Annotated in this window: 18 protein-coding genes; 14 read left to right on the top strand and 4 right to left on the bottom strand. The window is 62.6% G+C overall.

Features of this window, described 5'->3' with window-relative positions:
* Positions 1-25: 25 nt before the first annotated feature.
* The 4 genes from J4E63_RS07945 to J4E63_RS07930 all read right to left on the bottom strand — a co-directional run bounded on the left by J4E63_RS07945 (position 26) and on the right by J4E63_RS07930 (position 6208).
* On the bottom strand, positions 26-1096 hold the full coding sequence (locus J4E63_RS07945) for a lipocalin-like domain-containing protein (protein WP_207281581.1): 1071 nt from the start codon (positions 1094-1096) through the stop codon (positions 26-28).
* Positions 1086-3554: an FtsX-like permease family protein gene (locus J4E63_RS07940; RefSeq protein WP_207282464.1), complete on the bottom strand. Its 2469-nt coding sequence runs from the start codon at positions 3552-3554 to the stop codon at positions 1086-1088. The genes J4E63_RS07945 and J4E63_RS07940 overlap by 11 nt, the downstream gene beginning before the upstream one ends.
* Complete coding sequence (locus J4E63_RS07935) at positions 3554-4222, bottom strand: ABC transporter ATP-binding protein (RefSeq protein WP_207281580.1); 669 nt, start codon at positions 4220-4222, stop codon at positions 3554-3556. Before J4E63_RS07935 ends, J4E63_RS07940 begins: the two co-directional genes overlap by 1 nt.
* Before the next feature lie 288 nt (positions 4223-4510).
* Complete coding sequence (locus J4E63_RS07930) at positions 4511-6208, bottom strand: sulfatase-like hydrolase/transferase (RefSeq protein ID WP_207281579.1); 1698 nt, start codon at positions 6206-6208, stop codon at positions 4511-4513.
* Between the two features lie 376 nt (positions 6209-6584).
* On the opposite strand from J4E63_RS07930, the gene J4E63_RS07925 reads away from it, so the two are divergent.
* The 14 genes from J4E63_RS07925 to J4E63_RS07860 all read left to right on the top strand — a co-directional run bounded on the left by J4E63_RS07925 (position 6585) and on the right by J4E63_RS07860 (position 22794).
* On the top strand, positions 6585-7949 hold the full coding sequence (locus tag J4E63_RS07925; protein ID WP_207281578.1) for a UDP-glucose/GDP-mannose dehydrogenase family protein: 1365 nt from the start codon (positions 6585-6587) through the stop codon (positions 7947-7949).
* Positions 7946-9001 carry an NAD-dependent epimerase gene (locus tag J4E63_RS07920; protein WP_207281577.1) on the top strand — a complete coding sequence of 352 codons (1056 nt, stop codon included), beginning with the start codon at positions 7946-7948 and terminating at the stop codon, positions 8999-9001. Before J4E63_RS07925 ends, J4E63_RS07920 begins: the two co-directional genes overlap by 4 nt.
* Complete coding sequence (locus tag J4E63_RS07915; RefSeq protein ID WP_207281576.1) at positions 8998-9744, top strand: sugar transferase; 747 nt, start codon at positions 8998-9000, stop codon at positions 9742-9744. The genes J4E63_RS07920 and J4E63_RS07915 overlap by 4 nt, the downstream gene beginning before the upstream one ends.
* Positions 9745-10389, top strand: coding sequence for a CpsD/CapB family tyrosine-protein kinase (locus J4E63_RS07910; protein ID WP_207281575.1), 645 nt, complete (start codon positions 9745-9747; stop codon positions 10387-10389).
* Positions 10390-10409: 20 nt separating this feature from the next.
* Complete coding sequence (locus tag J4E63_RS07905) at positions 10410-11432, top strand: polysaccharide biosynthesis/export family protein (protein ID WP_207281574.1); 1023 nt, start codon at positions 10410-10412, stop codon at positions 11430-11432.
* Positions 11433-11447: 15 nt separating this feature from the next.
* Positions 11448-13040, top strand: coding sequence for a Wzz/FepE/Etk N-terminal domain-containing protein (locus J4E63_RS07900; RefSeq protein ID WP_207281573.1), 1593 nt, complete (start codon positions 11448-11450; stop codon positions 13038-13040).
* Positions 13037-14140 (top strand): glycosyltransferase family 4 protein, encoded by a 1104-nt coding sequence (locus J4E63_RS07895; RefSeq protein ID WP_207281572.1) that lies wholly within the window; start codon positions 13037-13039, stop codon positions 14138-14140. Before J4E63_RS07900 ends, J4E63_RS07895 begins: the two co-directional genes overlap by 4 nt.
* The gene (locus tag J4E63_RS07890; protein WP_207281571.1) at positions 14137-15507 is read left to right on the top strand and encodes an O-antigen ligase; all 1371 of its coding nucleotides are present in this window, start codon (positions 14137-14139) and stop codon (positions 15505-15507) included. The genes J4E63_RS07895 and J4E63_RS07890 overlap by 4 nt, the downstream gene beginning before the upstream one ends.
* Positions 15504-16472 carry a glycosyltransferase gene (locus J4E63_RS07885; RefSeq protein ID WP_207281570.1) on the top strand — a complete coding sequence of 323 codons (969 nt, stop codon included), beginning with the start codon at positions 15504-15506 and terminating at the stop codon, positions 16470-16472. The genes J4E63_RS07890 and J4E63_RS07885 overlap by 4 nt, the downstream gene beginning before the upstream one ends.
* Positions 16465-17601: a glycosyltransferase family 2 protein gene (locus J4E63_RS07880; protein ID WP_207281569.1), complete on the top strand. Its 1137-nt coding sequence runs from the start codon at positions 16465-16467 to the stop codon at positions 17599-17601. Before J4E63_RS07885 ends, J4E63_RS07880 begins: the two co-directional genes overlap by 8 nt.
* Before the next feature lie 9 nt (positions 17602-17610).
* Positions 17611-18627, top strand: a complete 1017-nt coding sequence (locus J4E63_RS07875; RefSeq protein ID WP_207281568.1) for a polysaccharide deacetylase family protein — start codon at positions 17611-17613, stop codon at positions 18625-18627.
* Complete coding sequence (locus J4E63_RS07870; protein WP_207281567.1) at positions 18624-19928, top strand: oligosaccharide flippase family protein; 1305 nt, start codon at positions 18624-18626, stop codon at positions 19926-19928. The genes J4E63_RS07875 and J4E63_RS07870 overlap by 4 nt, the downstream gene beginning before the upstream one ends.
* Positions 19929-20158: 230 nt before the next feature.
* The gene (locus tag J4E63_RS07865) at positions 20159-22108 is read left to right on the top strand and encodes a hypothetical protein (RefSeq protein ID WP_207281566.1); all 1950 of its coding nucleotides are present in this window, start codon (positions 20159-20161) and stop codon (positions 22106-22108) included.
* Positions 22105-22794, top strand: coding sequence for an N-acetyltransferase (locus J4E63_RS07860; RefSeq protein ID WP_207281565.1), 690 nt, complete (start codon positions 22105-22107; stop codon positions 22792-22794). The genes J4E63_RS07865 and J4E63_RS07860 overlap by 4 nt, the downstream gene beginning before the upstream one ends.
* Positions 22795-22799: the final 5 nt, after the last annotated feature.

Genomic DNA, 22799 nt, shown 5'->3' with positions numbered 1-22799 from the left:
CGTTCGCAGGGAGTTCCGGCGATTTTCAATAGCCGGTCATTTCCAGATAACCCGTGCCGCCCTGGTTGCCACTGAGCCGTACCGGGCCTTCCCAATAGGGAATGCGCAGGTCCATCCAGGCCTTGGGATTGAGTGCCTGAAGGGTCACGTCGAGTTGTTTACCGGGGATCTTGATGGCCCAGCGTACCGGCATCGAGCGTCCCGCAACCTGGGTGGTGTCCAGAGGCACGAGACTGATCTCGGCGGCCTGCAGGGTTTGCTTCCGGCCCTGGGCATCGATCCAGGTGCCTGTGAGGTAAGGCGCGCCGTCCTTGTGGCGCATGCGATAGAGCATCAGGTGCTCGCCATTGTCCAGGTGCAGGGAGAACCAGTCCCAGCCGGTCTGGTTGGCGGTCAGGGGCTGGCTGCTCCATTCGCGGTCGAGCCAGGCCGGGCCGCTGACCGTGTAACGCTGACCGTCGATTTCCAATTCACCGCTGGCCTGGAAAAACGGCTGGCTGTAGTAGTACGACGCCTGCCCCTGTGCGGATTTCTGGCTGAAACCTTGATCGCCCTGCAACACCAACGGGCGGCTCGACGTCAGCCGCAACGCATAGCTGAAGCGTCGGTCGCGCGCCTTCAATTGCATGTCCGCCAACGGCTCGGCCGCAGCAGCCTGGCTGGTGAATTGCCAGTCATCGATCCAGGCCTCGAAAGGCACCGTTTGCACCCCAGCCTGCCCCACTCCGCCTCGGGCATAACGCTCGGCGGCATGGTGCACGGTGGCGGAAGTGACCGCCGCATGGCCGAGCCAGATGGTCTGGTTGCGCCAGCCGCTGGCCTGGGGCGCGGCATCCAAGGCGCTGCGAAACAGCGTCCATTGCACGCCGAATTCCCGGCCTTGGGCGTCCTTGAGATTGGCGGTGACGTACCACCACTCGATACGGAAACCGTCATGAATGCCGTGGTCGGCCGGAAAACTGAACGCCCGTCCAGGCACGACAGGCGTGAACGCGACAGCCTGGTCGCCGAGGCCGGCGAAGCCCTTTTGTGGCGGCGCTGAATCATCGCAACCGCTGAGCAACGCCAGCAGCAACACGCCAACTTTAATCTTCATGGGCAAAGGTCCTCAGCAAATCCGCCGGCTGCGTGCGGTACAACGCATACAGCGGCCAGGCCGATGCCAGGAGCGTGGCGAGCATCGCCAGGGCCAGCAACTGCACCAATTGCAACGGGAACACCCGCAACGGCAGGCGCCAGCCGAAGGCCTGCACATTGATCACTGCGTCCAGGCACCAGGCCAGGGCAATCCCCAGTGGTAAGGCCAGGACCAGGGTCAGCAGCGCCAGCAACCAGGTCTGGCCGAGGTTGAGCAACATCAATTGCCGACGCGTCACCCCCAGCGCCCACAGCGGCGCCAACTGGCCGAGACGACTCTGGCTCTGGGTCAGCAGGCTGATGAACAACGCTACCCCCGCCACCGCCAGGGTCAGGCTGTTAAGGGCGGCGGTGGCGGCGAAGGTGCGCTCGAACACCTGGGTCGACCAGCCCTTGAGCCGAGCCTGGTCGACGATGCGGCTGTCGTCCAGGCTGAACCGGCCCTGCAACGCGGTCAGTAGCGCCGGGATCGCGGGCGGTTCGATGCGCAGGTTGAAACGGTTCGGTGTCAGCTGCGGCCAGTGCGCCAGCAAGTGATCGGCGTTGACCAGCACGTGGCCCTTGGGATTGCCGTAGTCGGCGTAGATGCCGACGATGCGCAGCGCCCAGGGTCCCTGTGGCGTCGGCAGGGTCAACTGATCGCCGATCCTCACCTTGAGGCGCCGGGCCAGTTGTTCGCTGAGCATGAGGGTGTCGGCGGTGGCCAGTTGCTCCCACGGTTTGTCGCCGGCCGATTCCAGCAGCGGCCAATGCTGGCGATAGTGCGGGTGATCGATGATGCCATGGATGTCCGTCGGCCAACCCTGCAACGGGATCGAGACTTGCCAGAGGGGAACGACGGCAGTGATCGTCGGTTGTTGCTTGAGCCAGGTGTGCAGTTGCTCCGCCTGGGCCGGGGTTTGCGGGTTGATGTACAACTCGGCGGTCAACCGTTGTTCGAGCCAGTTACTGAAGGTCTGGCGGAAACCGGCGGTCATGCTGCCGGCGCCGATGTTCGCCGCCAAGGCCAACAGCAAAGCCATCAGCGCCAGGCTCAGCGTCGGCAATTGCTGGCGGCAATCGGCGAGAAACCATTGCCCGAGCACCGAGCGGTTGCGGCGCAGCAGTTGCTTCAGCGCACTGTTGAGCAACACCGGCAAGGCCAGCGCCGCCCCCAGCAACAAGGCGGTCATCAGGACAAAACCGCTGGCCAGGCTGTCGCCCCAGAGCAACGCCGAGGCGGCAATCAACGCCGCCCCTGTCGCCACCCAACCCTGGCGTCGCAGCCAGCGCCCATGGGCCTGATGCCAGGCCTGGGGATTGGCCAGCGCCAGCAAGGGCAAACGCGCCGCCCGCAGCAGGCTGTCGGCCCCGGCCAGCAGCGCGCCGAGCAGGCTCAGGCCGACACCGCTGAGCCACCACCCCAGGCTGAGGTTCAAATGCCCGGCCACTTCGGCACCGTACAAACCCCGCAGGCTCGCCGCGACATCGGGCAATAACAGGCCCGCCAGCCAGTAGCCGCTGAGTACCCCGGCGATCCCGCCCAGCAAGGCCAGCGCGCCCAGCTCAATCGCCAGACTGGTGACCAGCATCCGCGCACTGACGCCACAGGCCCGCAGGGTTCGCAGCAGGCTGCGGCGCTGTTCGAGGGCCAGGCCGATGGCGGCGTGAACGATGAACAGCCCCACCACGAACGATAAAAACCCCAAGGCGTCGAGGTTCAGGTGAAAACTTTCGGTCAGGCGCGACAGGTTGTTTTCTTCATCGGCACGCGTCAATTGCAGCCGATCACTGAAGACCTCCGGCAACGCGGCGTTGAACGTGGCGGGCAGCAACAGCCGCGACAGCTGGTCCGGCAACCCGAGTACGGCTTGGGCAAAACCGATGTCCATCAACAACACGCCCGGCGCCATGTCCACTTGGACATGCAGCGGCGGCAGCGATTGCCCATCGACGGTACGAGGCCGGTCGCCCTCGTCCAGCCCCAAGGCCTGCAAGGTCTGCGGGGCGACCCAAGTACGACCGGGGTCGGTAAAAAACTCGACCACCTCGCTCATGTCCCGCGCCTGCCCCGCCAGTGCCGCGCCGGGCGGCAGCGACACCGGGTCGATGCCCATCAGTTGCAGGCGTTGATCCTCGTGCCCCTTGAGCAGCACCCGGGCCTGCAACACTGGCGACACCGGCCAGCCCTGGCGCCGCAAATCGATAAACCATTGCTGAGAGAAGGTGCCGCCACCGGGGGCATTGAGGCTGGCCTGGGGTTCGCCGCCGATCAATTGGCTGGCCCGGGCGTAGCTGTCCCGGGCCTGACTGTTCAGCGCTTGCACGCCGGTGAGCAGGCTGGTGGCGAGCCAGAGGCCGGTCAGCACACTGAAGAATTGCACCGGGTGTTGGCGCCAATGGCTGAGTAGGGCCTTGAGGGTCTGGCGAACGATCATCACCCCTGGGCCACCTGCGCCAATCGTCCGCCGTGCAACACCACGCGTTGGGCCAGGCGAGCCGCCACCCGTGGACTGTGGGTCACCATCAGCAGACTGGTGGGGCTGCCCTCCAGCAGTTCCAGCAACAGTTGCAGCACTTCGTCGCTGGTGGTTTCGTCGAGGCTGCCGGTGGGTTCGTCGGCCAGCAACAAGGGCGGCCGCGAGGCCAGCGCCCGCCCTAGCGCCACCCGTTGCTGCTGGCCGCCGGAAAGCTGTTCAGGGTAACGCCGCAGCAACGCTGCAAGCCCGAGCCGCTGCACCAGATGGGCTTGCCAGGCCGCGTCATGGCGGCCGCACAGCCGCGCCTGGAGCGCCAGGTTGTCTTCCACCGACAAGCTGCTGATGAGGTTGAACTGCTGGAACACCAGGCCGATTTCCGTGCGTCGCCAGTTCGCCAGCTGGCTTTCGCTCATGCCGTCGAGCCGATATTCACCACTGCGGATACTGCCGCGATCCACCTTGTCCAGCCCGGCGACCAGGTGCAACAAGGTGCTCTTGCCACTGCCGGACTCCCCCATCAGCGCCAGGCTGCTGCCGGGCATCAGGGTCAGGTCGACGCCCTGCAGCACCGGTAACGGGCCTTGGGGCGTGGGGTAGCTTTTAAAGACATTGCGGACTTCAAGCATGAAAAAGCTCGATGAATGAACGTGTGGCTCAGGATAGCGGAATTAGCCGCAATGCCGGCACAGGCGAGAGCCCGCGAAGGCGGTGTATCAGCTGGCGGTGATGTGGATGGGCAGGCCTCATCGCGAGCTCGCTCCCACAGGGCTCTGCGGCGTATGTGCATTTTGTGGCTGCCGAAAATCCATGTGGGAGCGAGCTTGCTCGCGAAGGCGGCGTCATAGTCGATGAAGATGTTGGATGTGCCGGCCTCATACGAGCAAGCCCACTACCACAGAGCTCAGCGTATAGCGTCAATGCCCCGCCGCCATTTCGACCTGGCCGGAATGCGGTGTCGCGATGTTGTCCAGGTCGATATGTTTCCACGCCGGCTTCGCCCCTAACCGTGCGTTGAAGCGGTAGTTGAAGGTGAAGTCGTCATCGGTCGGCTGGCTCAGGGATTTTCCATAGGCCGATTCGACCCCGACCGGGTCGTAGCCCATCAACTGCAACAGCGTCGGGAAGATGTTGTAGTGGCTGGAGCGGTCCTTGTTCCGCGCCCAGGCGTTGCGCCAATCGAGGGTCTGCAATTGGCTGCCCTGGATCACCACCAACGGCACCAAGCCTTCTTCGGCCACCGGGTCGCTGTCGCAATGGGTGTTAAGCCCGGGGTTGCCGCGCTCGTGCAGGTCCTGGCCGTGGTCGGAGGTGTAGATCAACACGGCATGGCTCAAATCGGCCTGTTGGAAGATTCGCTTGAAGAACTCGCCGATGTTCCACAGCAAGGTGTTCTGGTAGGCGTTGCGGTACAACACCCAGTCATCTTGCTGCCCATTGAAGCCGTCGCGGCTGCCGGTATCGCTCACTTCCTGGAACTGCCCGCGCGGCAAGGCCGGGCGATAGCTCATGAAATCATCGGGGTATTTGTCGTGTACCGGGAAATGTGCGCCCACCTTGTTGATCACCACCAGTTCGGCCTGGTGGTCGCCCAGCAATTCGATCAACTTCGCCGCCGCCGCCATGTCGCGGTCGCGCACGCTGGTCTGGTCGAATTGGACGAATTCGTCGATGTCCTGTTTTTCCAGTTTGGTCATCAGGTTCTGCAGGTTGCCGCCAGTGCGCTGGGCGTCGATGTAGACGGTACGCAAGCCGGCTTTCTTGGCGTACTGCCAGATCGACGGCCAGGTGCTGTTGATGCGCATGTAGTCGGCGCGAGTACCGCCGTAGCGCAAGGTGACATTGGTGTCGGCGCTGCAATTGGCGATGGAAGCCGCATAGCCGAAATTGAAAATATCCACGCCCTCGGGCGGCGTCTTCAGGCCGCTGTGCACGCCAGACGGCGTGTTGATATCCAGGTAATTGCCGCCAACGCTTTCATCGATGATCAGTACGATATCCTGCTCGATCAAAGACGATCGCCGCGTCATAGTGACCGGTTCCCGGGGGCCGATCGTGTTGTGCAAGGACTCGTAGGCAAAGAGATTCAAATAGACCAACGGCGTGTACATCACCGGCAGGCCACGCGCGCCCTCGCCCGCTCGCACGAACAGCACGCCACTGAGCAACACCACGCCCAATATGGGGGCGAGCACCGGCAGATAACCGGGCACTCGCAGCGTCCGCCGAGGCTTCAGGGCGATGCCGAACAACAGCAACAAGCCGCCGATCACCGCGTTGATGATCACCTCGCGATACTGATAGGCCGCCTCCTGGATGAACCCTCCCGAGTACACCAGCGAGACGAACTGGCTGTAGGTCAGGTAACTGTCCGTGACCTGGGTGTACACCTCGAAAAAAACCGCTGAAACGAACAACGCCAAGGCAAACACATGCCTGACCATCGTCTGGCGTATGTAGGCGCACATCCACAGTGCCACCACCAATAGCACGAACATGGCGCCGAACAGCAAGGTTGCCAAGCCCAGGCCCAACGCATCGAGACGGTCGAGGTAATAGGCGTACCCCTTGAGCAGGTACAAAAACAGCAGCAATTCCTTGAGGTATCGGGCCATGTTTTCCTCGACCGGATCGCGGTGTCGAAAGCACTTCGTTCCTGCACGTTAGCAGCCGATTTTCAAAGCGCAAGAAACGCCCCATCCAAACTATGCGTCAAAAAAAAGTTACCCCAAAAACGACACGAAAACAGGTAACAAAATATAAAAATCTATGGATAACGACCGTTTATCGCTTTCTTAAATGCCAGCTACGCCCAGTAAAACAGCCACTTTGCTAGATCAGTCAATGACTTGATATCAAAAGGCCCGATTTCACTTGAATTGCCAACACTGACAACTGTCATTTTGCTGACACGCTTTTCTGAAGCTGCGCTATACCCCTCTAAACAGTTTCATCCGAGTTACATCATTCGGTCTGCGAGGCACGCCAAAAATGGACGTGAGCGTATTTGGTACGGGGTATGTCGGGTTGATCCAGGCGGCCGCAATGGCCGACGTCGGACACCGCGTTTTGTGCATCGACATCGACCCGAACAAGATCCGGCAACTGCAACAGGCCGTACCCACCATCAGCGAGCCGGGGCTGTCCAATCTGCTTGAAGACAACATCAAGGCCGGACGCTTGTCGTTCAGTTCCCAGGCCAGCGACGCGGTCAATCACGGCGAGCTGATTTTCATCGCCGTTGGCACCCCCGCCGATGAAGATGGCTCGGCCGACCTGAGCCATGTGCTGGCTGTCACTCGGCAGATCGCCGACTTCATGGACAGCGACCGCACCCTGGTCATCAAGTCCACGGTGCCGGTGGGCACCGCCGACAAGGTGGCCGAATGCGCCCGCCAGGCGTTGGCCCGGCGCGGCCTGAAACAGCTGAACGTGCGCGTGGTGTCCAACCCCGAATTTCTCAAGGAAGGCAGCGCCCTGGCCGATTGCATGCGGCCGGACCGGATCATCGTCGGCACTGCCGACCCGGTGGCCCGTGACCAGATGACGGAGCTCTACGCGCCCTTTTGCCGCAACCACGAAAAACTGATGTTCATGGACAACCGCAGCGCCGAACTGACCAAGTACGCCGCCAATGCCATGCTCGCCACCCGCATCAGCTTCATGAACGAACTGGCCAACCTCACCGAACGGCTGGGCGCCGACATAGAAGCGGTGCGCAAGGGCATCGGCTCGGACCCGCGCATCGGTTATCACTTCATCTACCCCGGCTGCGGTTTCGGCGGCTCGTGCTTTCCCAAGGACCTGCGGGCCCTGCTGCACACCGCCGAACAAAGCGGCATGCCGCTGCGCCTGCTGCGCAGCGTCACCGATGTCAACGACAGCCAGCGGCACATCCTCTTCGAGAAACTGGCGAAGCAATTCCCGGATGGCCTGGCCGGCAAGTCGATTGCCATCTGGGGCCTGGCGTTCAAGCCCAACACCGATGACATGCGCGAAGCCCCCAGCCGCTACCTGATGGAAGCGCTGTGGCACGAAGGCGCCCGGGTCCAGGCCTATGACCCGGAAGCCATGTCCGAATGCCGCCGCCTCTACGGCTATCGCAAGGACCTGAACCTCTGTGCGACCCGCGATGACACCCTGGAAGACGCCGACGCCCTGGTGATCTGCACCGAGTGGAAGAACTTTCGCGTGGTGGATTTCGACCTGCTGGCCAGCAAGTTGCGCGCCCGGGTGATCATCGATGGCCGCAACCTGTACAACCCCGAACACCTGGCCGCCGCCGGGCTGCTGTATCGCGGTATCGGGCTGCGCCACACCGTGCCCGGCACCCCGGCACCAGGGCCACAGGCGTGAACATTCTGGTCACCGGCGCAGCCGGTTTCATCGGCGCCCATGTCGTGTTGCGGCTGCTGCGCGACGGCCATCGGGTGTTCGGGCTGGACAATTTCAACGACTACTACGACCCGCAGCTCAAGCACGACCGCGTGACCTGGGTGAACGACCAGGTCGGCACCTTCCCCTTGGCGCGGCTCGACCTGGCCGACGCACCGGCCATCGACGAATTGTTCCAGGCCCGGCGCCCGGACGTGGTGATTCACCTCGCGGCCCAAGCCGGCGTGCGCTACTCCCTGGAAAACCCGCAGGCCTATATCGACAGCAACATCACCGGGTTCCTGAACATCCTGGAAAGCTGCCGCCGGTATCCGGTCAAGCACCTGATCTACGCCTCCTCAAGCTCGGTATACGGCGCCAACCCGCGCACGCCTTATTCGGTGCAGGACAACGTCGATCATCCGCTGTCGCTGTACGCGGCCAGCAAAAAAGCCAATGAACTGATGGCCCACAGCTACAGCCACCTGTTCGGTATTCCCTGCACCGGCTTGCGGTTCTTTACGGTGTACGGCCCTTGGGGCCGGCCGGACATGTCGCCGATCCAGTTTGCCCGCGCCATCACCGAGGACCGTGTGCTGCAGCTGTTCAACCACGGCGAGCACCAGCGCGATTTCACCTACATCGACGACATCGTCGAAAGCATTGCCCGCCTGATCGAACAGGCGCCCCAGGTCACGCCCTTGCTGGATCACGAACAACCGGGCCCGGCCACCAGCCGCGCGCCCTGGCGGATCTACAACATCGGCGGGCAGCACCCGGTGGCGCTGCGCACCTATGTCGCGCTGCTGGAAAAACACCTGGGACGCACCGCCCGCGTCGAACTGCTGCCCCTGCAAGCGGGCGATGTACTCAACACCTGCGCCGACGCCAGCGACCTGGCACGGGCCACCGGCTTCAAGCCAGGCATCGAACTGGACGACGGCCTGGGCCGCTTCATCCAGTGGTTCCTCGAATATTACCCACTGCCTGCCCACGCGCCGCTTGCGGCCCAACCTCAGCGGAGGAGTCTATGACCCAACATGAGCAAATCATCGCGATCAATGCCCCCGGACGCGATAAACGTGTCGATCCCGAGCATCGCAGGCGCCTGGATGCGGCCATTCACCGCCAAGGCCGTGGTTGGTTGACCGGTCGCGACGGCGGCCGGCCCTGGACGGTCTCGCGCACCAATCGGGTGGTGGCCGGCCTCGGCGCACTGGCGATCCTGGTGGTCTTCTGCCCGCTGTTGCTGGGCCTGGCACTGCTGGTCAAGTTTTCCAGCCCTGGCCCGGTGCTGTTCATACAGAAACGCACCGGCTATCGCGGTCGGGTGTTCGGCATGTACAAGTTCCGCACCATGGTCGCTGACGCCGAAGCCCTCAAGGAGTCGCTGCGCCACCTCAACAAACACGGTGCCGATGCCATCGATTTCAAGATCGACAACGACCCGCGCATCACGCCCATCGGCCGGTTCCTGCGTCGCAGCAGCCTCGACGAACTGCCGAACCTGATCAACGTAGTGACCGGCGACATGCGCCTGGTGGGCCCGCGGCCGACCTCGTTCAACGCCTATCGCTACAAGGACAACCACCTTGTGCGCCTGAGCATCTACCCCGGCATGACCGGCCTGTGGCAGATCTCCGGACGCAGCAATATCGACTTCGACCAGCGCGTGGAATTGGACCTCAGCTATATCGCTGAACAAAGCCTGTGGCTGGACTTGAAGATCCTGATGCTTACCCCCTTCAAAGTTTTCAGCGGCCACGGAGCGAGTTAAATGGACGGTTCAACGAATATCCTGACCATAGCCAGCCCGAGCGAGACCAACCTGACCTCGACCGTGCTCGACCCGGATCTGCGGATCCTTCTCATGACAGCCGCCAACATCGGCACCGGCACGAGCACCAGCGCCATGGCACTGGCCGCTCAACTGGCGCAAATGAGCAGTGGGCGCGTGTTACTGGTGGATGCGAGCCAGTCGCCGCACAACCTCAGCCAGCAGCTGTCGCTGCACAAAGAGCGCGGCTTCAGCGATCTGTTGTTCAACACCCTCGCCCCACCGCTGTTGCAGGACTGCGTGGTGCAGGTTTCCAGCCTGCCCTTCGACGTGCTGCCCCATGGCCGCCTGGGACATAACACCGAACGCCTGAGCCCCGAGCGACTGCGCCCATTGTTCAGGCAACTGGGGGCGCAGTACCGCTTCGTGGTGATCGACGCCGACGCGGTGTATTCGGCCACCGACACGCTGGTCATCAGCACCCAGGTGGACGGCGTGGTGCTGGTGGTGCGCGGCGAGGACACCCGCTGGGAAGTGGCCCAGGCCGCCCGGCAACGCTTGGTCCAGGCGGGCGCGAAGGTGGTCGGCAGCGTGTTCAATCGCCGCAAGTACTACATGCCCAAATGGCTCTACAACAACCTGTAAGCCCGCAAAAGGATGACGAGATGAACGCCAGAATGCTTGTCCTGCTGTTGCTGCCGCTTGCCGGTTGCTCCAGCACCACCGATACCCGTTCGATGCCGGTGCAGATCCTCACGGCCGCGCCAGCCAACGCCCAGGCCACTGACATGCCCAAGGTCGAACAGACCCTGAGGCCGCAGGATGTGCTGGATGTGATTTTTCACATCGACACCACCTCTTCCCAGGCTTACCGCGTGCAGCCGGGCGACCAGGTTGCCCTGAACTTCACCGCCGCCAGCCAACTCAACGGCACGCAACAGGTGATGCCCGACGGCAGTATAGAACTGCCGGGCGCCAACACCTCGGTGAAAGTCTCCGGCCTGACCACCGACGAGGCCCGCCTGGCAGTGCAGCGCGCCTACAACCAGAAGATGCTGTTCCAGCCCAATCGCAACCAATTGACCGTAATGGTGACCAGCCCGCTGTCCGGCGAGACGACCCTGCGCAACACCCTGACCCATCCGGCCACCGGCATGAGCCGGGAAATCATCGTGGGCCGGGATGGCTACGCCAGCTTCCCGGAAATCGGTGCCGTACCGTTGCAAGGCATGACCGTCACCCAACTGGAAACCTTCCTCAACGAGCGCTATGCCCAGCTGCCCGGCCACATGACGGTGGATGTGCTGCTCAAGTCCACCGCCGGCAACGAGATCTACGTCCTCGGTGAAGTGGCCCAACCCGGTTCCTACCCGATACGTCGGCCGATCTCCGTGCTCGAGGCGCTGACCCTGGCCCGGGGCACCAACGTCAAGGCAAGACTCGACTCGGTGGTGATCATGCGTCGCAACGGCAATCAGGTTGAAGCCCGTCACTACGACGTGGAGAAGGCCCTGAGCGGAGACGCCTCCCAGATCGCCTACCTGCAACCGGAAGACATGCTTTTCGTGCCCAAGACCGGCCTGGCCAAAGCCGGTGAAATGGCCCGGCAATTGGCCGATGTAGTGCTGTTCCAGGGCGTTGGCGTCAGCTTCGGCTACGACCTCGACAAAAGCAGCAACAGCAACTGACCCAGGTGACCGATCATGAACCCCAAGGAAAACTATCTGCACGAGTTCTTCAGGATCTTCTTCGCCAACAAGCAGTGGGTGAAGCGCGTCTTCCTGATTTTTGCCGTGATCGCCCTGGTGCTGCCCTTGATGCTCAAGCAGAGCTTCGATATCACCGCCCAGGTGATCGTCCAGTCGAAAAAACTTTCCCAAGGCGACGCCACGACTTCGCTGAACCAGGAGAACGCGACATTCGTCCCACCGACACTGGCGGACATGGAAACCGAGAGCAATATCCTGCGCTCGCCGGCGTTGATTCGCGAAACCATCAAGACGCTGCGCGACCAGGGCGAGTACACCCCAAGCCCGGGCATCCTCAACAAGTGGGTGAGCGAACCGCTCAAGCGCTACGTCACCCAGCCATTGCGTGAGTACGTCATCAATCCGTTGCGCGACGGCTTGGGGCTCGAGGTCGATCCGGTACGCGACACCGTGCTCGATACGCTGACCGACGAGGCCATTGAAAACCTGAAGATCGAGACCTTGCCCGGCTCCAACGTCATCTCCATCGTCTACAGCTTCGGCGACCCGGCCCAGGGCACCCGGTTCGTGGCGCAACTGCTGGAAAACTACCTCACCGGTCGCCAGGACCTGCAATCGATAGAGTTGCCCCAGACGTTCTACGAGCAGAAAAAAGTCCAGTACCAGACCCGCCTCGACGGCTTGGAGGCCAACCGCCTGACGCTGCTTGAAGGCGTGGGTTCTTCCGATCCCAAGGAAGAAATCACTTTTCGCTTGAATGCGATCAACACCGAGGAGCAGGCCCTGAACCTGTACCAAGACCGTCTATTGCAAGGCCAACGCTGGCTGGACTACCTCAAGACCAGCCTGGCGGCGGCGAACAGCGCGCGATTCAACGACTACACCTTCCCATTCACCTTCACCACCACCATGGACAACATTGCCTTCGAAGATCGGGAAATCAGGCAAATGAGCGAGCAATTGACCAGCCAGGTCAGCCGCTACCTCAACGACCTGGCGATCTTCCAGCCCAGCAGCGAACCCATGCTGCTGGCCCGGGAGCAGATCATGCGCACTCGCCAGCAATTCCTCAAAGTGGTGAACAACCGCATCCAGGAACGCACCACCGACCTGGCGGTGGTCAGTTCGGTGATCAACCAGAAGGTCGAACGTATCGCCGCCTTCAAGGAGCGCATCCACCAACTTCAGGAAACCCAGAGCAAGCTGCGGCAGATGGACACCGAGATCAACGCCCTGCATGCGGCGTTCTCCACCTATGCCCAACGGTTCGCCGAAGCCAGCTCCGCCCGTTCGCTGGACAACGACCTGTCCAACGCCCGGGTACTGAGCCCGCCATTCGAGCCCACCTCCGCGGCGTTTCCCAAGCCGATGCTGATCATCGCCTTCGGCTTGTTCAGCGGCCTGCTGTTGGCGATCGCCCTGGTCTATGTGCGTGAGTTCTTCGACCATCGCTTCAAGCATCCGGCGCAAATCGGCCACCAATTGGACCTACCGGTGCTGCTGGTGATCAACGAGCAGTCGCCCGAGCAGATCAACCCGCACCGCAACTGGAGCGTGCCCAGCCTTGTCCATTGGGTGAAAAATTGAACGCGCCGCTCAGCACGACCCACTGCAACCGCCCCCTGTCGATCATTCATCTGCTCGGCAGCGGTGGCTTCTATGGGGCCGAGCGGATGCTGCTCGACCATTGCGTGGCGACACCTGGGCAGCATCAGGTGCTGTTCCTGGCGGCGCCGCCGACCTTGATCACGCGGTTCCGCCAGGCCGGGATCGACTGTCACCACTGCGCCAGTTGGCCCGAACTGGTGCAGCATCTGCGGCAACGGCGCGCCGAGCGCCCGCTGATCAATACGCACAACTTCAAGGGCCTGTTGTTCGGCTGGGCCGCGGCGACCCTGTTGCGCCTGCCGTTGGTGATCACGCAGCACGGCTTTACGCCGCGCAGCCCCAAGCAGCGGTTCTATACGTGGTTGAGTCTGCAACTGTGCCGTACCGCGCCGGTCAAGCGCGTGGTGTGCGTGGCCGAAAGCATCGCGGCGCTGCACCGCCAGGCCAGCGTGAACGCGGAAAAACTCGACGTGATCCCCAACGGTCTGCCGGCCGTCACGACGCCGCTGCTCCATCGCGACGACAGGCAACGCTGGCGGGTCGGCTATGTCGGCCGCTTGAGCAACGAGAAAGGCCCGGACCTGTTCCTCGACGCGATGATTCCGTTGTGCAAGCGCCATGCCTCGCTGCACGCGGTCATGCTCGGCGACGGGCCGGAACGCCAACCCTTGCTCAAGCGCATCGTTGACGCCGGGCTGCCCATGCGCATCGAGTTGCCCGGCTATCAGACGGACATGAACGACTGGTGGAGTCGCCTCGATGCGCTGGTGATCAGTTCACGCACCGAAGGCACGCCGATGATCCTGCTCGAAGCCATGCAGGCCGGCGTGCCCGTGGTGGCGTTCGGCGTCGGTGGCATTCCCGATATCCTGCAAGACCGCCACAACGGCCTGCTCGCCGCCCCGGACGACAGCGAGGAGTTGGCACGCCAGATCGAAACGCTGTTCAGCGAACCACACCTGGCGCGGATCCTCGCCGACAACGCACGCCGCACCCAACGCGACCGCTACGACCTGCGCGCGCTGGCCGAACGCTGGTCGCAACTCTATATCCGCACGGCACGGGAGGCTCGGCCATGATCATCCCGCTCTCGATCGTCGGTCTGTTGGGGCTGGTGTGTCTGGCATTGCTGGCCAGCCCTTATCCATTTCTCGCACCGGGTGCAGTGCTTGGGCTGGTGGGTGTCGCTGCGCTATACCGCAAGCCCGTCTGGGGCTTGCTGGGCATTGCCACGCTGCTGCCATTCGAAGGCCTGTTCAAAGACAACGCGTTGTCCGGCAGCAAATTCCTCGGCGTGGCGCTGATCCTGATCTTGATGCTGCAGTTGGCGTTGCACCAGATCCCTGCGACGCGCTTGCGTAGCAATATCTGGAAGCCATTGCTCGGTTTCATGACGTTGTATGGCTTGAGCCTGTTGATCTCGGAAAACATGGACCTGTCCCTGACGCAGATGCGTGAACTCGCAGTAGGGCCGATCCTGTTCATGATCACGTTGTTGATCGGTCGCGAGCTGAACCTGGAGATGTTCGCCCGGCTGATGACAGTGAGCGTCGCCACGACCTGCGTGCTCGCGATGTTTTCAGCCAAATACCAGGAACAAGGCCGCGCCTTGGGTTTGCTGGAAGACCCGAACGCCTTTGCGCTGTTGATTGCGTTTACCGTACCGCTGGCATTGTTGTTGACAATACGCAGCCAGAACCTGCTGCACCGGTTGTTCTGGGGTGGCGGTCTCATCCTGTTGTTGGGTGGAATGACCAAGACCGAATCGCGTTCAGGGCTGGTCGTGTTGTTGCTGACGCTGATGATCGGGTTGTATCACTATCGGGCGCAGCTACCACGCGTGCGTCCTCGTCACCTGGGGTTCGCGATGCTCGGCCTGGCACTCATGGTCCCAGCGACAATCGTCTTGATGCCTGCTAGCTACGTGGCGCGCATCCAGTCATTGAGCATCCTCAGCTCCGGCACCAACGACTACAAGGACGGATCCCTGGGTCGACGCGCCTCGTACATTGTGGTGGGCAGCCAGATGATCCGCGAGAAGCCGATACTCGGTTCAGGCCCCGGGACGTTTCCGCAGCACTACGCCCCCACCGGCTACGCCAAGGCGTTCTCGGCCAATCGCAAACTGGGGGATCTGTATCGTGAGGCCCATAACACCTACCTGCAAATCTTCAGCGAAATCGGCGTACCAGGCGGCTTGATGTTTGTCGGCATGATTGGGCTGGGCCTCTACAACCTGGTGCGCGCGCGCCAACTCTGGCTCCAGCGCCGGGACTGGGCCCAGGCGGACCTGTTGACGCACCTGAGCATGAGTTTCCTGTCGCTGGCGTTGTTCCTGATGTTCCTCAGCGCGCCGAACCACAAGTTGCTTTGGATCATGCTCGCCTTGACCAGCATATTGCGTTACGACGCCGAGCAGGCCGCACCGCAGGAGGCCCGTTCATGAGCCGCGTCAGTATCGTCATCCCGATGTACAACGAAGCACGGCACATCGGCCGTACGCTGCTGGCCGCGCAACGGGCCGCCAATGCCGCCAATCTTGCGTGCGAGTTGATCGTGGTCGACAACGGCTCGCAGGATCAGGGCCCGGAGATTGCCCGGCAGTTCGGTGCGCAGGTCCTGGTGATTCCAGGCGTGCTGATCGGCGCCCTGCGCAATCGCGGCGCGCAGGTTGCCAGCGGTGAATGGCTGGCCTTCATCGACGCCGACATCGAAATGCCCGAGGACTGGCTGACCCATTTGCTGGAGTTGGAGACCGCAGACGTCGCCGACGTATTCGGCCTGGACTTGTACACCCCCGCGCAAGCCCCCTGGTACGCCACGGCCTGGCATCGACGGAGCTCGCTCCCCTTGCGACATACCATGCAGCGCGTGGATTGGCTGCCCACCTCCAACCTGCTGATGCGCCGCCAATGGTTCGACAGGGCCGGCGGGTTCAACGAGACGCTGCGCACCGGTGAGGACAAGGACTTGACCCTGCGCCAGACAGCCAAGGGCGCACGGTTACTGTCGATCAATGAATACACCGCCCTGCACTGGGGCTACGAAATGAACTGGCGCGAGTGGATGGGCAAGGAGTTGTGGCGCCAGGGCAGTCTGGTGCAATTGCTGCGTACCAACGGCTTGAGCCTGCGCCTGTTGCGCTTCCCGATGTTGGCTGTGCTTGTCTGGCTGCTGGACTTGCTGGCGATCTTCGCGCTGGTCACTGGCGCTCCTCAACATGCACTCATGCTGGGGCTGTTGACGACCGTGCCGGGGTTGGTGCTGAGCTTGCACCAGAGCCACAAGCACCGTAACCCGTGCCTGACCCTGCAGCTCTGGGGCCTGCACTGGGTACGCCTGCACCTGGCCGGCGCCGCGCTCATCCTCAGCCTTTGTCATTGGAAAGCAAGGAGGCCTGCCCGTGGCTGAGTTCATTTTCTGGTTGTGCCTGTTACTGCCGGTATATGCCTACCTGGGTTACCCATTGCTGCTGACGCTCGCCGGGCCATTTTTTCCCAGGCTCAGGCCTGAGCCTCTGCCTGCGCAACGGATCAGTGTGATCGTTGCCGCGCACAACGAACAACGCAATATCGAGAACAAACTGCGCAATCTGCTGGCCCATGACTATCAGGCCGCCAGCCTGCAGATCGTTGTCGCCAGCGACGGCTCCACCGACCAGACCGTGGCCCTGGCGCGCAGCTTCGAAGATCCGCGCATCGAGGTACTCGACTTGCCGCGCCAAGGCAAGAACAGCGTGCTCAACGCCGCGGTCAGTCATTGCACGGGCGATATCCTGGTGTTTACCGATGCGGATGTTCACTGGCTCGACGGCACGTTGGAGCGCCTGCTGGCGCCGTTTGCCGATCCTGGGGTCGGCGGTACTGTCGGTAATATGAACATTCCCGTCCCAGGCTCAGGCCTGAGCGTGGGCGAAAGCCTGTACCGCCACTACGAAGCCTGGCTGCGCCGGGTGGAAAGTCGCACCGGTTGCACGGTCTCGGCCGACGGTGCGCTGCAGGCGTTGCGCCGCGAGCTGTACCAACCGATTCCAGCCCTGGTCAACGACGACTTTTTTATCAACACCTGCGCACCGGTCGCCGGCAAGCGCGTCGTCTACGTCGACGACGCCAAGGTGCTCGATCAAGGCGTGGACGAAGCCGGCCGACAGTTCAGCCGCCGCCAGCGCGTCACCGTCGGCGGCCTGATCAGTCTGGCGGCCCGGCGTGAGCTACTCAACCCGTTGAGCCATGGCCTGTACGCCATCGCATTGATTAGCCACAAGCTGATCCGCCGGCTGGCGCCGGTGCTGTTGCTGCCCCTGCTGGTGGCCAACCTCTGGTTGCTCGATGAACATGGTTTCTATCGCCTGACCCTGTTTGCCCAACTACTCGGCTACGCCTTCGCCGTGGCCGGCCTGCTGGACGTGCGTCATCGCTTGCCCAGACCGTTTCGCCTCGCCGCGTTCGTGCTGGTGACCCTGGCCGGCATGGTCGCCGGCCTGTGGCAGTTCTTGCGCGGGCACAGCTACAACCAATGGACCCCCGATCAGACTCGATGAGTGCCTGACATGCCGATCAATACCCACATCAAGACCACAATCAAGCGCACCGGCGGCTGGCTGTACCTGAACACGTCTCTGGGCCGCCACCCGTTGCGTGGCGCGGGCGTCATCCTGATGTTGCACCGGGTGCTGAGCAACGACCCCGCCGCCGAACTGCCCCATCGCAACGAGCTGTGCGTGGGGCCCGAGGCGTTCGAACACTTGTTGATCTGGCTGCAACAGCATTTTGAATGCGTGCCGTTGATGACCTTGTTGCTGGCCGATCCTGAAAGCGTTCCAAACCGTCCCCGGGTGGCCCTGACCTTCGACGACGGCTGGCGCGACAACGCCATGAACGCCTTCCCCCTGTTGCGCCAATACCAGGTGCCGGCGAGCATTTTCCTGTCCACCGATTTCGTTGGCAGCCGGCAGCATTTCTGGTGGGAAAGCATCGGCGAAACCCTGTGGGGCAGCCACGGGCAGGTGGCGCGGCGCTCGCTGATCGAGCACTTGCAGCACGTCGGTCGACCGTTGCCAGTGCTGCTCGATGACATCGACGACGAGCGTCGCAGCCTGGCACTGCTGCACTACCTGCAAAGCCTCAAGAGCCTCGATCCAAGCACTTTGAGCGACCTCACCGAAACCTGCCCGCACGGTTCCCAACCCCAAGCGCTGGACTGGCCCCAGGTGCGCATGCTCGAGGATTCCGGCCTGGTCCGCTTCGGCCCCCATGGCGCCAGCCACACGATCCTGACCGGGCTGGACGACCAGCGCCTGCATGAAGAACTGACCCGCAGTTGGACGGCCTTGGAAAATGGCTGCGCCCAGCCCTTGCCGGTGTATTGCTACCCCAACGGTGATAATGACGCACGTGTGCGCGAGCAGGTAGCGGCCCACGGTTTTCCGTTCGCGCTGGGCACCGAGGCCGGACTGTATCGCCATGACGGCGACCCTCTGAACCTGCCACGTTTCGGCGTCAGCCAACGCAACGCCTGTCACCCTGAGTTACTGGCCTGGCGTATTCGCCGAGGAGCCCGTTCATGAACCGCGCCCGTTACCTCAGGCTCCTGGTGATGAGCATGGGCACGAGCCTGGCGATGATCGGCCTGCGCCTGTTGCGTAACGTGTTGCTGGCACGCATCCTGGGGCCCAGCGAACGTGGGCTATTGGCGCTGCTCAGCACCCTGCCGGACCTGATCAGTGCCACCACCAGTGGGGGGCTGAATTCCGCCGTGGGTTATCAGGCGGCACAGCATCGCTCGATGAGCCTGTTGCTCAGCCACGTGCTGGTCTTCGGTTGTCTGCTGGCGGGGTTGCTGACGCTGCTGGTGGTGGCACTGGTACGTGAGTTCGGCGCCCAACTGGATGTCACCATACAACTGGGACTGCTGGCCTGGCTGCTGTTGCTGGCCGTGCCGCTGGCGGCGCTCAAGACCGGCCTGCTGACGCTGCACAATGCCTCCGGCGGCGTCGGCGTGTTCAACGCCTTGCGGCTGATGGAATCCCTGGTCCCGCTGTTGCTGTTCGTGGCGCTGTTCTGGATGTGGAAAGACACGGCGCTGGAAGCGGCGCTGATCAGTTGGCTGGTGGGCCTGAGCCTGGTGGTGCTGGCGGGTTGGATGTGGTTGCGTCGCGATCATTCGGTCACTCTGCACTGGGATCGCACCGGCCAGACCGAACTGTTGCGTTACGGTGTCCGCAGTCATCCGGACCTGTTGTTCCAGCAACTGATGACGCGCTCGGATTACCTGTTCATCGGCGCGCTGTTGGGCAGCACGGCGCTAGGGCACTACGCCATGGCCAGCGCGGCGGCCGAACTGCTGCATATCGTGCCGGAAGCGGTCACCACGCCACTGATGAAACGCCTGCTGCAGCAAGACTCAGACATGAAGCGCTTGACCCCGCTGGCCTTGCGCCTGACCGCCACGGCCATGCTGGGCGCCTGCCTGGGCATGGTACTGGTCGGCGAATGGCTGATCGTTACCCTGTTCGGCATCGCCTATCAACCGGCGTACCCGGCCCTGCTGGCGCTGCTGCCAGGGGTGTTCGGGTTGTGCTATGCGAGCATCCTGCGCCTGGACCTGCTGGGCAAGAACCGCCCCGGCACGGTTTCGCTGCTGATGGGCGGGGGGGCGCTGTTGAACCTGATGCTGAACCTGATTTTGATCCCGCGCTACGGCATCGTCGGCGCTGCCGCCGCGTCCTCGATCGCCTACCTGGGTGTCACCCTGGCAATGCTTGTAATGTATTGCCGCCTCAGCGGCGTGGCGCTGTGGAAGACGCTGATCATCCTACCCAGCGATTTGCTGCCAATGCGTCAGATGCTGCTGGGGAAATCGGCATGAGCATGGTTGCCCGCCAAGCCGCCATCGCGAGCAAGCTCGCTCCCGCAAGGTGCGGGGGTGTTCTTGTGGAAGCGGTGGGTCAGCTTGCATCAATGGTGGATGTGCCGCTCTCTTCGCGAACAAGCCCGCTCCCACAAAAGCCTGGTGCCGAACACACTGTCCGCGACCACCACAAATCAACTGTGGGAGCGAGCTTGCTCGCGATGGGGCCAGTACGGCTTGGATGGAAAATGGCCGCAGGCCTGTGCCTTTGGAGCCTGGCCTTGTTGGCCCATGGCGCGGCCATGCAATGGACCGGCATCCGCGACGGCAGCCTGTACTTGCAGACCGACCGCCCGGACTACGTGACCGTGCGCTGGGTACCCGCCTGGCAGGCCGACGCCAACACAGAACACCTGTACCTGCTCGACGGCCAGGGGCGCCTGGTGGGTGAACGCCTGATCAAGGCCGCCCAGGAGCGTGGCGAACAGCAGTGGCCGCTGCCGCCGGGTGCCGCCAATTATCGCCTGGAAATTCCCGGCTACAGCTTCCGTCGCTACACCGTTGAGCATGACGCGCGCACCCGCGCCCTGTTTGCCCCGGCTAAGGTGCATTTCAATGCCGAAACCCACGACGGCGACGAGCTGTATTTCAAGGTAGCGGCTGGCGAACAGGCGGTACTGGCAGGCAAGTTTCACGGCGGCGTACGTGCGCTGCAAGCCCGGCGCGTCAGCGACGGCAAGCAGTTGCAACTGAACCTCAAGCCATACCGGGCTTACTGGCAGTTCGATCAAGTCGCCCTGCCGATGGCTGACGTCGAACAAATCTGGCGCTTGCATCTGCAGGGCAACGGCAAGGCCGCGTTCTGGCTGGACGGCACCGCCAACCTGTTCGCCCAGGACCCGGCGCACCTGCTGCCACTGCGCCAGGATCCGGGTCAGACCCACCTGAAACTGTACAACGAGACGCTCGGCACGACCCCCAAGCTGGGTATCGCTCTGCCCTACGAATTATTGCCGCCATCCAGCTACGCCGTGCTCGATGCACTCAAACCCCAGGCGGCAACCCTTTACAGCTTCGTCGATATCACGGCGGCCAGGGGCACTTATGAAGATGCCTTCCGACGCTTGTACCAGGACCGCTTCGCCATCAGCCAAGACATCACCCTGTTGGCGGCCAGCCAGCGCCGGTCCGATCTAAAGCCCGACCGGACCAGTCACAGCGGCTTGCAAGCCTGGCTCACGGCGACCCGCGCTTTGGGCGGCAAAGGCCTCCATTACCTCAGTTTTGCCGATGAGCCGAACCTCAATTACCCAGACTTCGCCAGTTTCCAGCAAATGTTCCAGAGCATGGCTGCCCAGGTCCGCGCCGATCCCGCCAACGCACGTGCCGGTGTCCGCATCGCCATGCCGGCCAGCTCCCAGTTCAGCAACGGGCCCTTAATCGAAAATGCCGCTGACAAGCGTGGGATCGACTGGGCACGGCGCCTGCTGGCGACGTCCGACGACCAGATCGACGCCCTGGCCTGGCATGAATGGATGATCCGCGACCTGCTGGCGACCCGGGTCTACCGCGACAGTGTCCGTCAGGCCGCCAATCTGGTGGGACTGGACAGCCAGGGTCGGCCGCGCAAGGCCTTGCTGTTGGACCAGACCAACATGTCCGGCGGCTCGGGTCTCAGCCCTTACGATCAGGAAACCCATTACGCCGCCCTGTGGTGGACGTCGGTGGCCATTAACGCCTCGGCCGACGGCTGGCTGGACATGCTCAACTGGTTCATGGCCGCCGACGAACCGGAGTACCCCAAAGGCATGGTGCGAGTGCTGGACGATCAGCGCTTCGAGCTCAAGCCCGTGGGCCTGGCCCAGCAGTTCATTCAGCAACACTGGCTCGATCAGGTGCTGCGCCTGGACAACGACGCTTTTGAAGTCGACGTACTGGCCATGGCCACCGGGAAGCAACGCAGTCTGCTTGGCGTGAACAAAAGCACGCGAGCCCATCAGGTCAGCCTCGACGGCGCGGCCTGCCCTCAGCCAGGCATGGCCCTGCTGTATTTCGGCCCGGACAACCGCAGCCACAGCGCTCCGTTTGATTGCAAGGCTGGCCAGGTCGGATTTCTCCTGCCAGGGGAAACCGTGTTCGCCCTCAGCTGGACAGCCCCTTTTCCCCCCAACCCTGCCACTCGTCAGGAGGCACCATGAACGCTCTTCAGACATTGCGTGATCGCATTCAGAAAAAAGGTCTACGCGCCGTTCTAAAGCAGCTATGCAGACGCTACGTATTTTCCCACACCCGACTGGTGTGGCTGGAGCATGATATACGGACCCCGCTCCCCCCCCATAACCTCAAGCCCTACCCACCGATGCGCCTGGAGTTCATCACGGTCAGCAATGCCGATGCTTTTGCCCGGCACTTCGGCGACCGTGTCAAAACCATGCGCGAGTTGGCGGCCGAAGGCTACACAGGCTTGATGTACCTGGATGATCAGGGCGACACCGTGGGTTTCGCCTGGGCCAGTACACGGGACTATTTCGACCGCCATTTCTATCGCTGCAACTTTCCGATCAAGCCTGGCGAGTACTTTCAGTTCGGTGGCGAGGCGATTCGTAAATACTGGGGTACCAGTATTTCGGCGGACATGCAGTTGGAGGTGTGGAAAGTCATGGCGGACCACGGTTGCAACACAATGGTCGATGTCTGCGATTTGCAAAACATCCAAGCGATCAAGATGCATATCCGCATGGGCTTCCAGGAGCGCGGGCAGATCACCCACCTATACCGTTTGCTCGGTCATTGGCGGTTCCTGCGCAATACGTCTTACACCGGCACGGCACTGGACGCCTTTCGTAAACCGGCCCAGCCGGCTACCTCGACTTCAGCGGCCTGATCCCC

Source organism: Pseudomonas sp. FW300-N2F2 (genome assembly GCF_017351655.1).
GTDB classification, from domain to species: domain Bacteria; phylum Pseudomonadota; class Gammaproteobacteria; order Pseudomonadales; family Pseudomonadaceae; genus Aquipseudomonas; species Aquipseudomonas fluorescens_AA.
The sequence above is the reverse complement of the archived record's forward strand: the minus strand, read 5'-3'. Positions and strand labels throughout refer to the sequence as shown.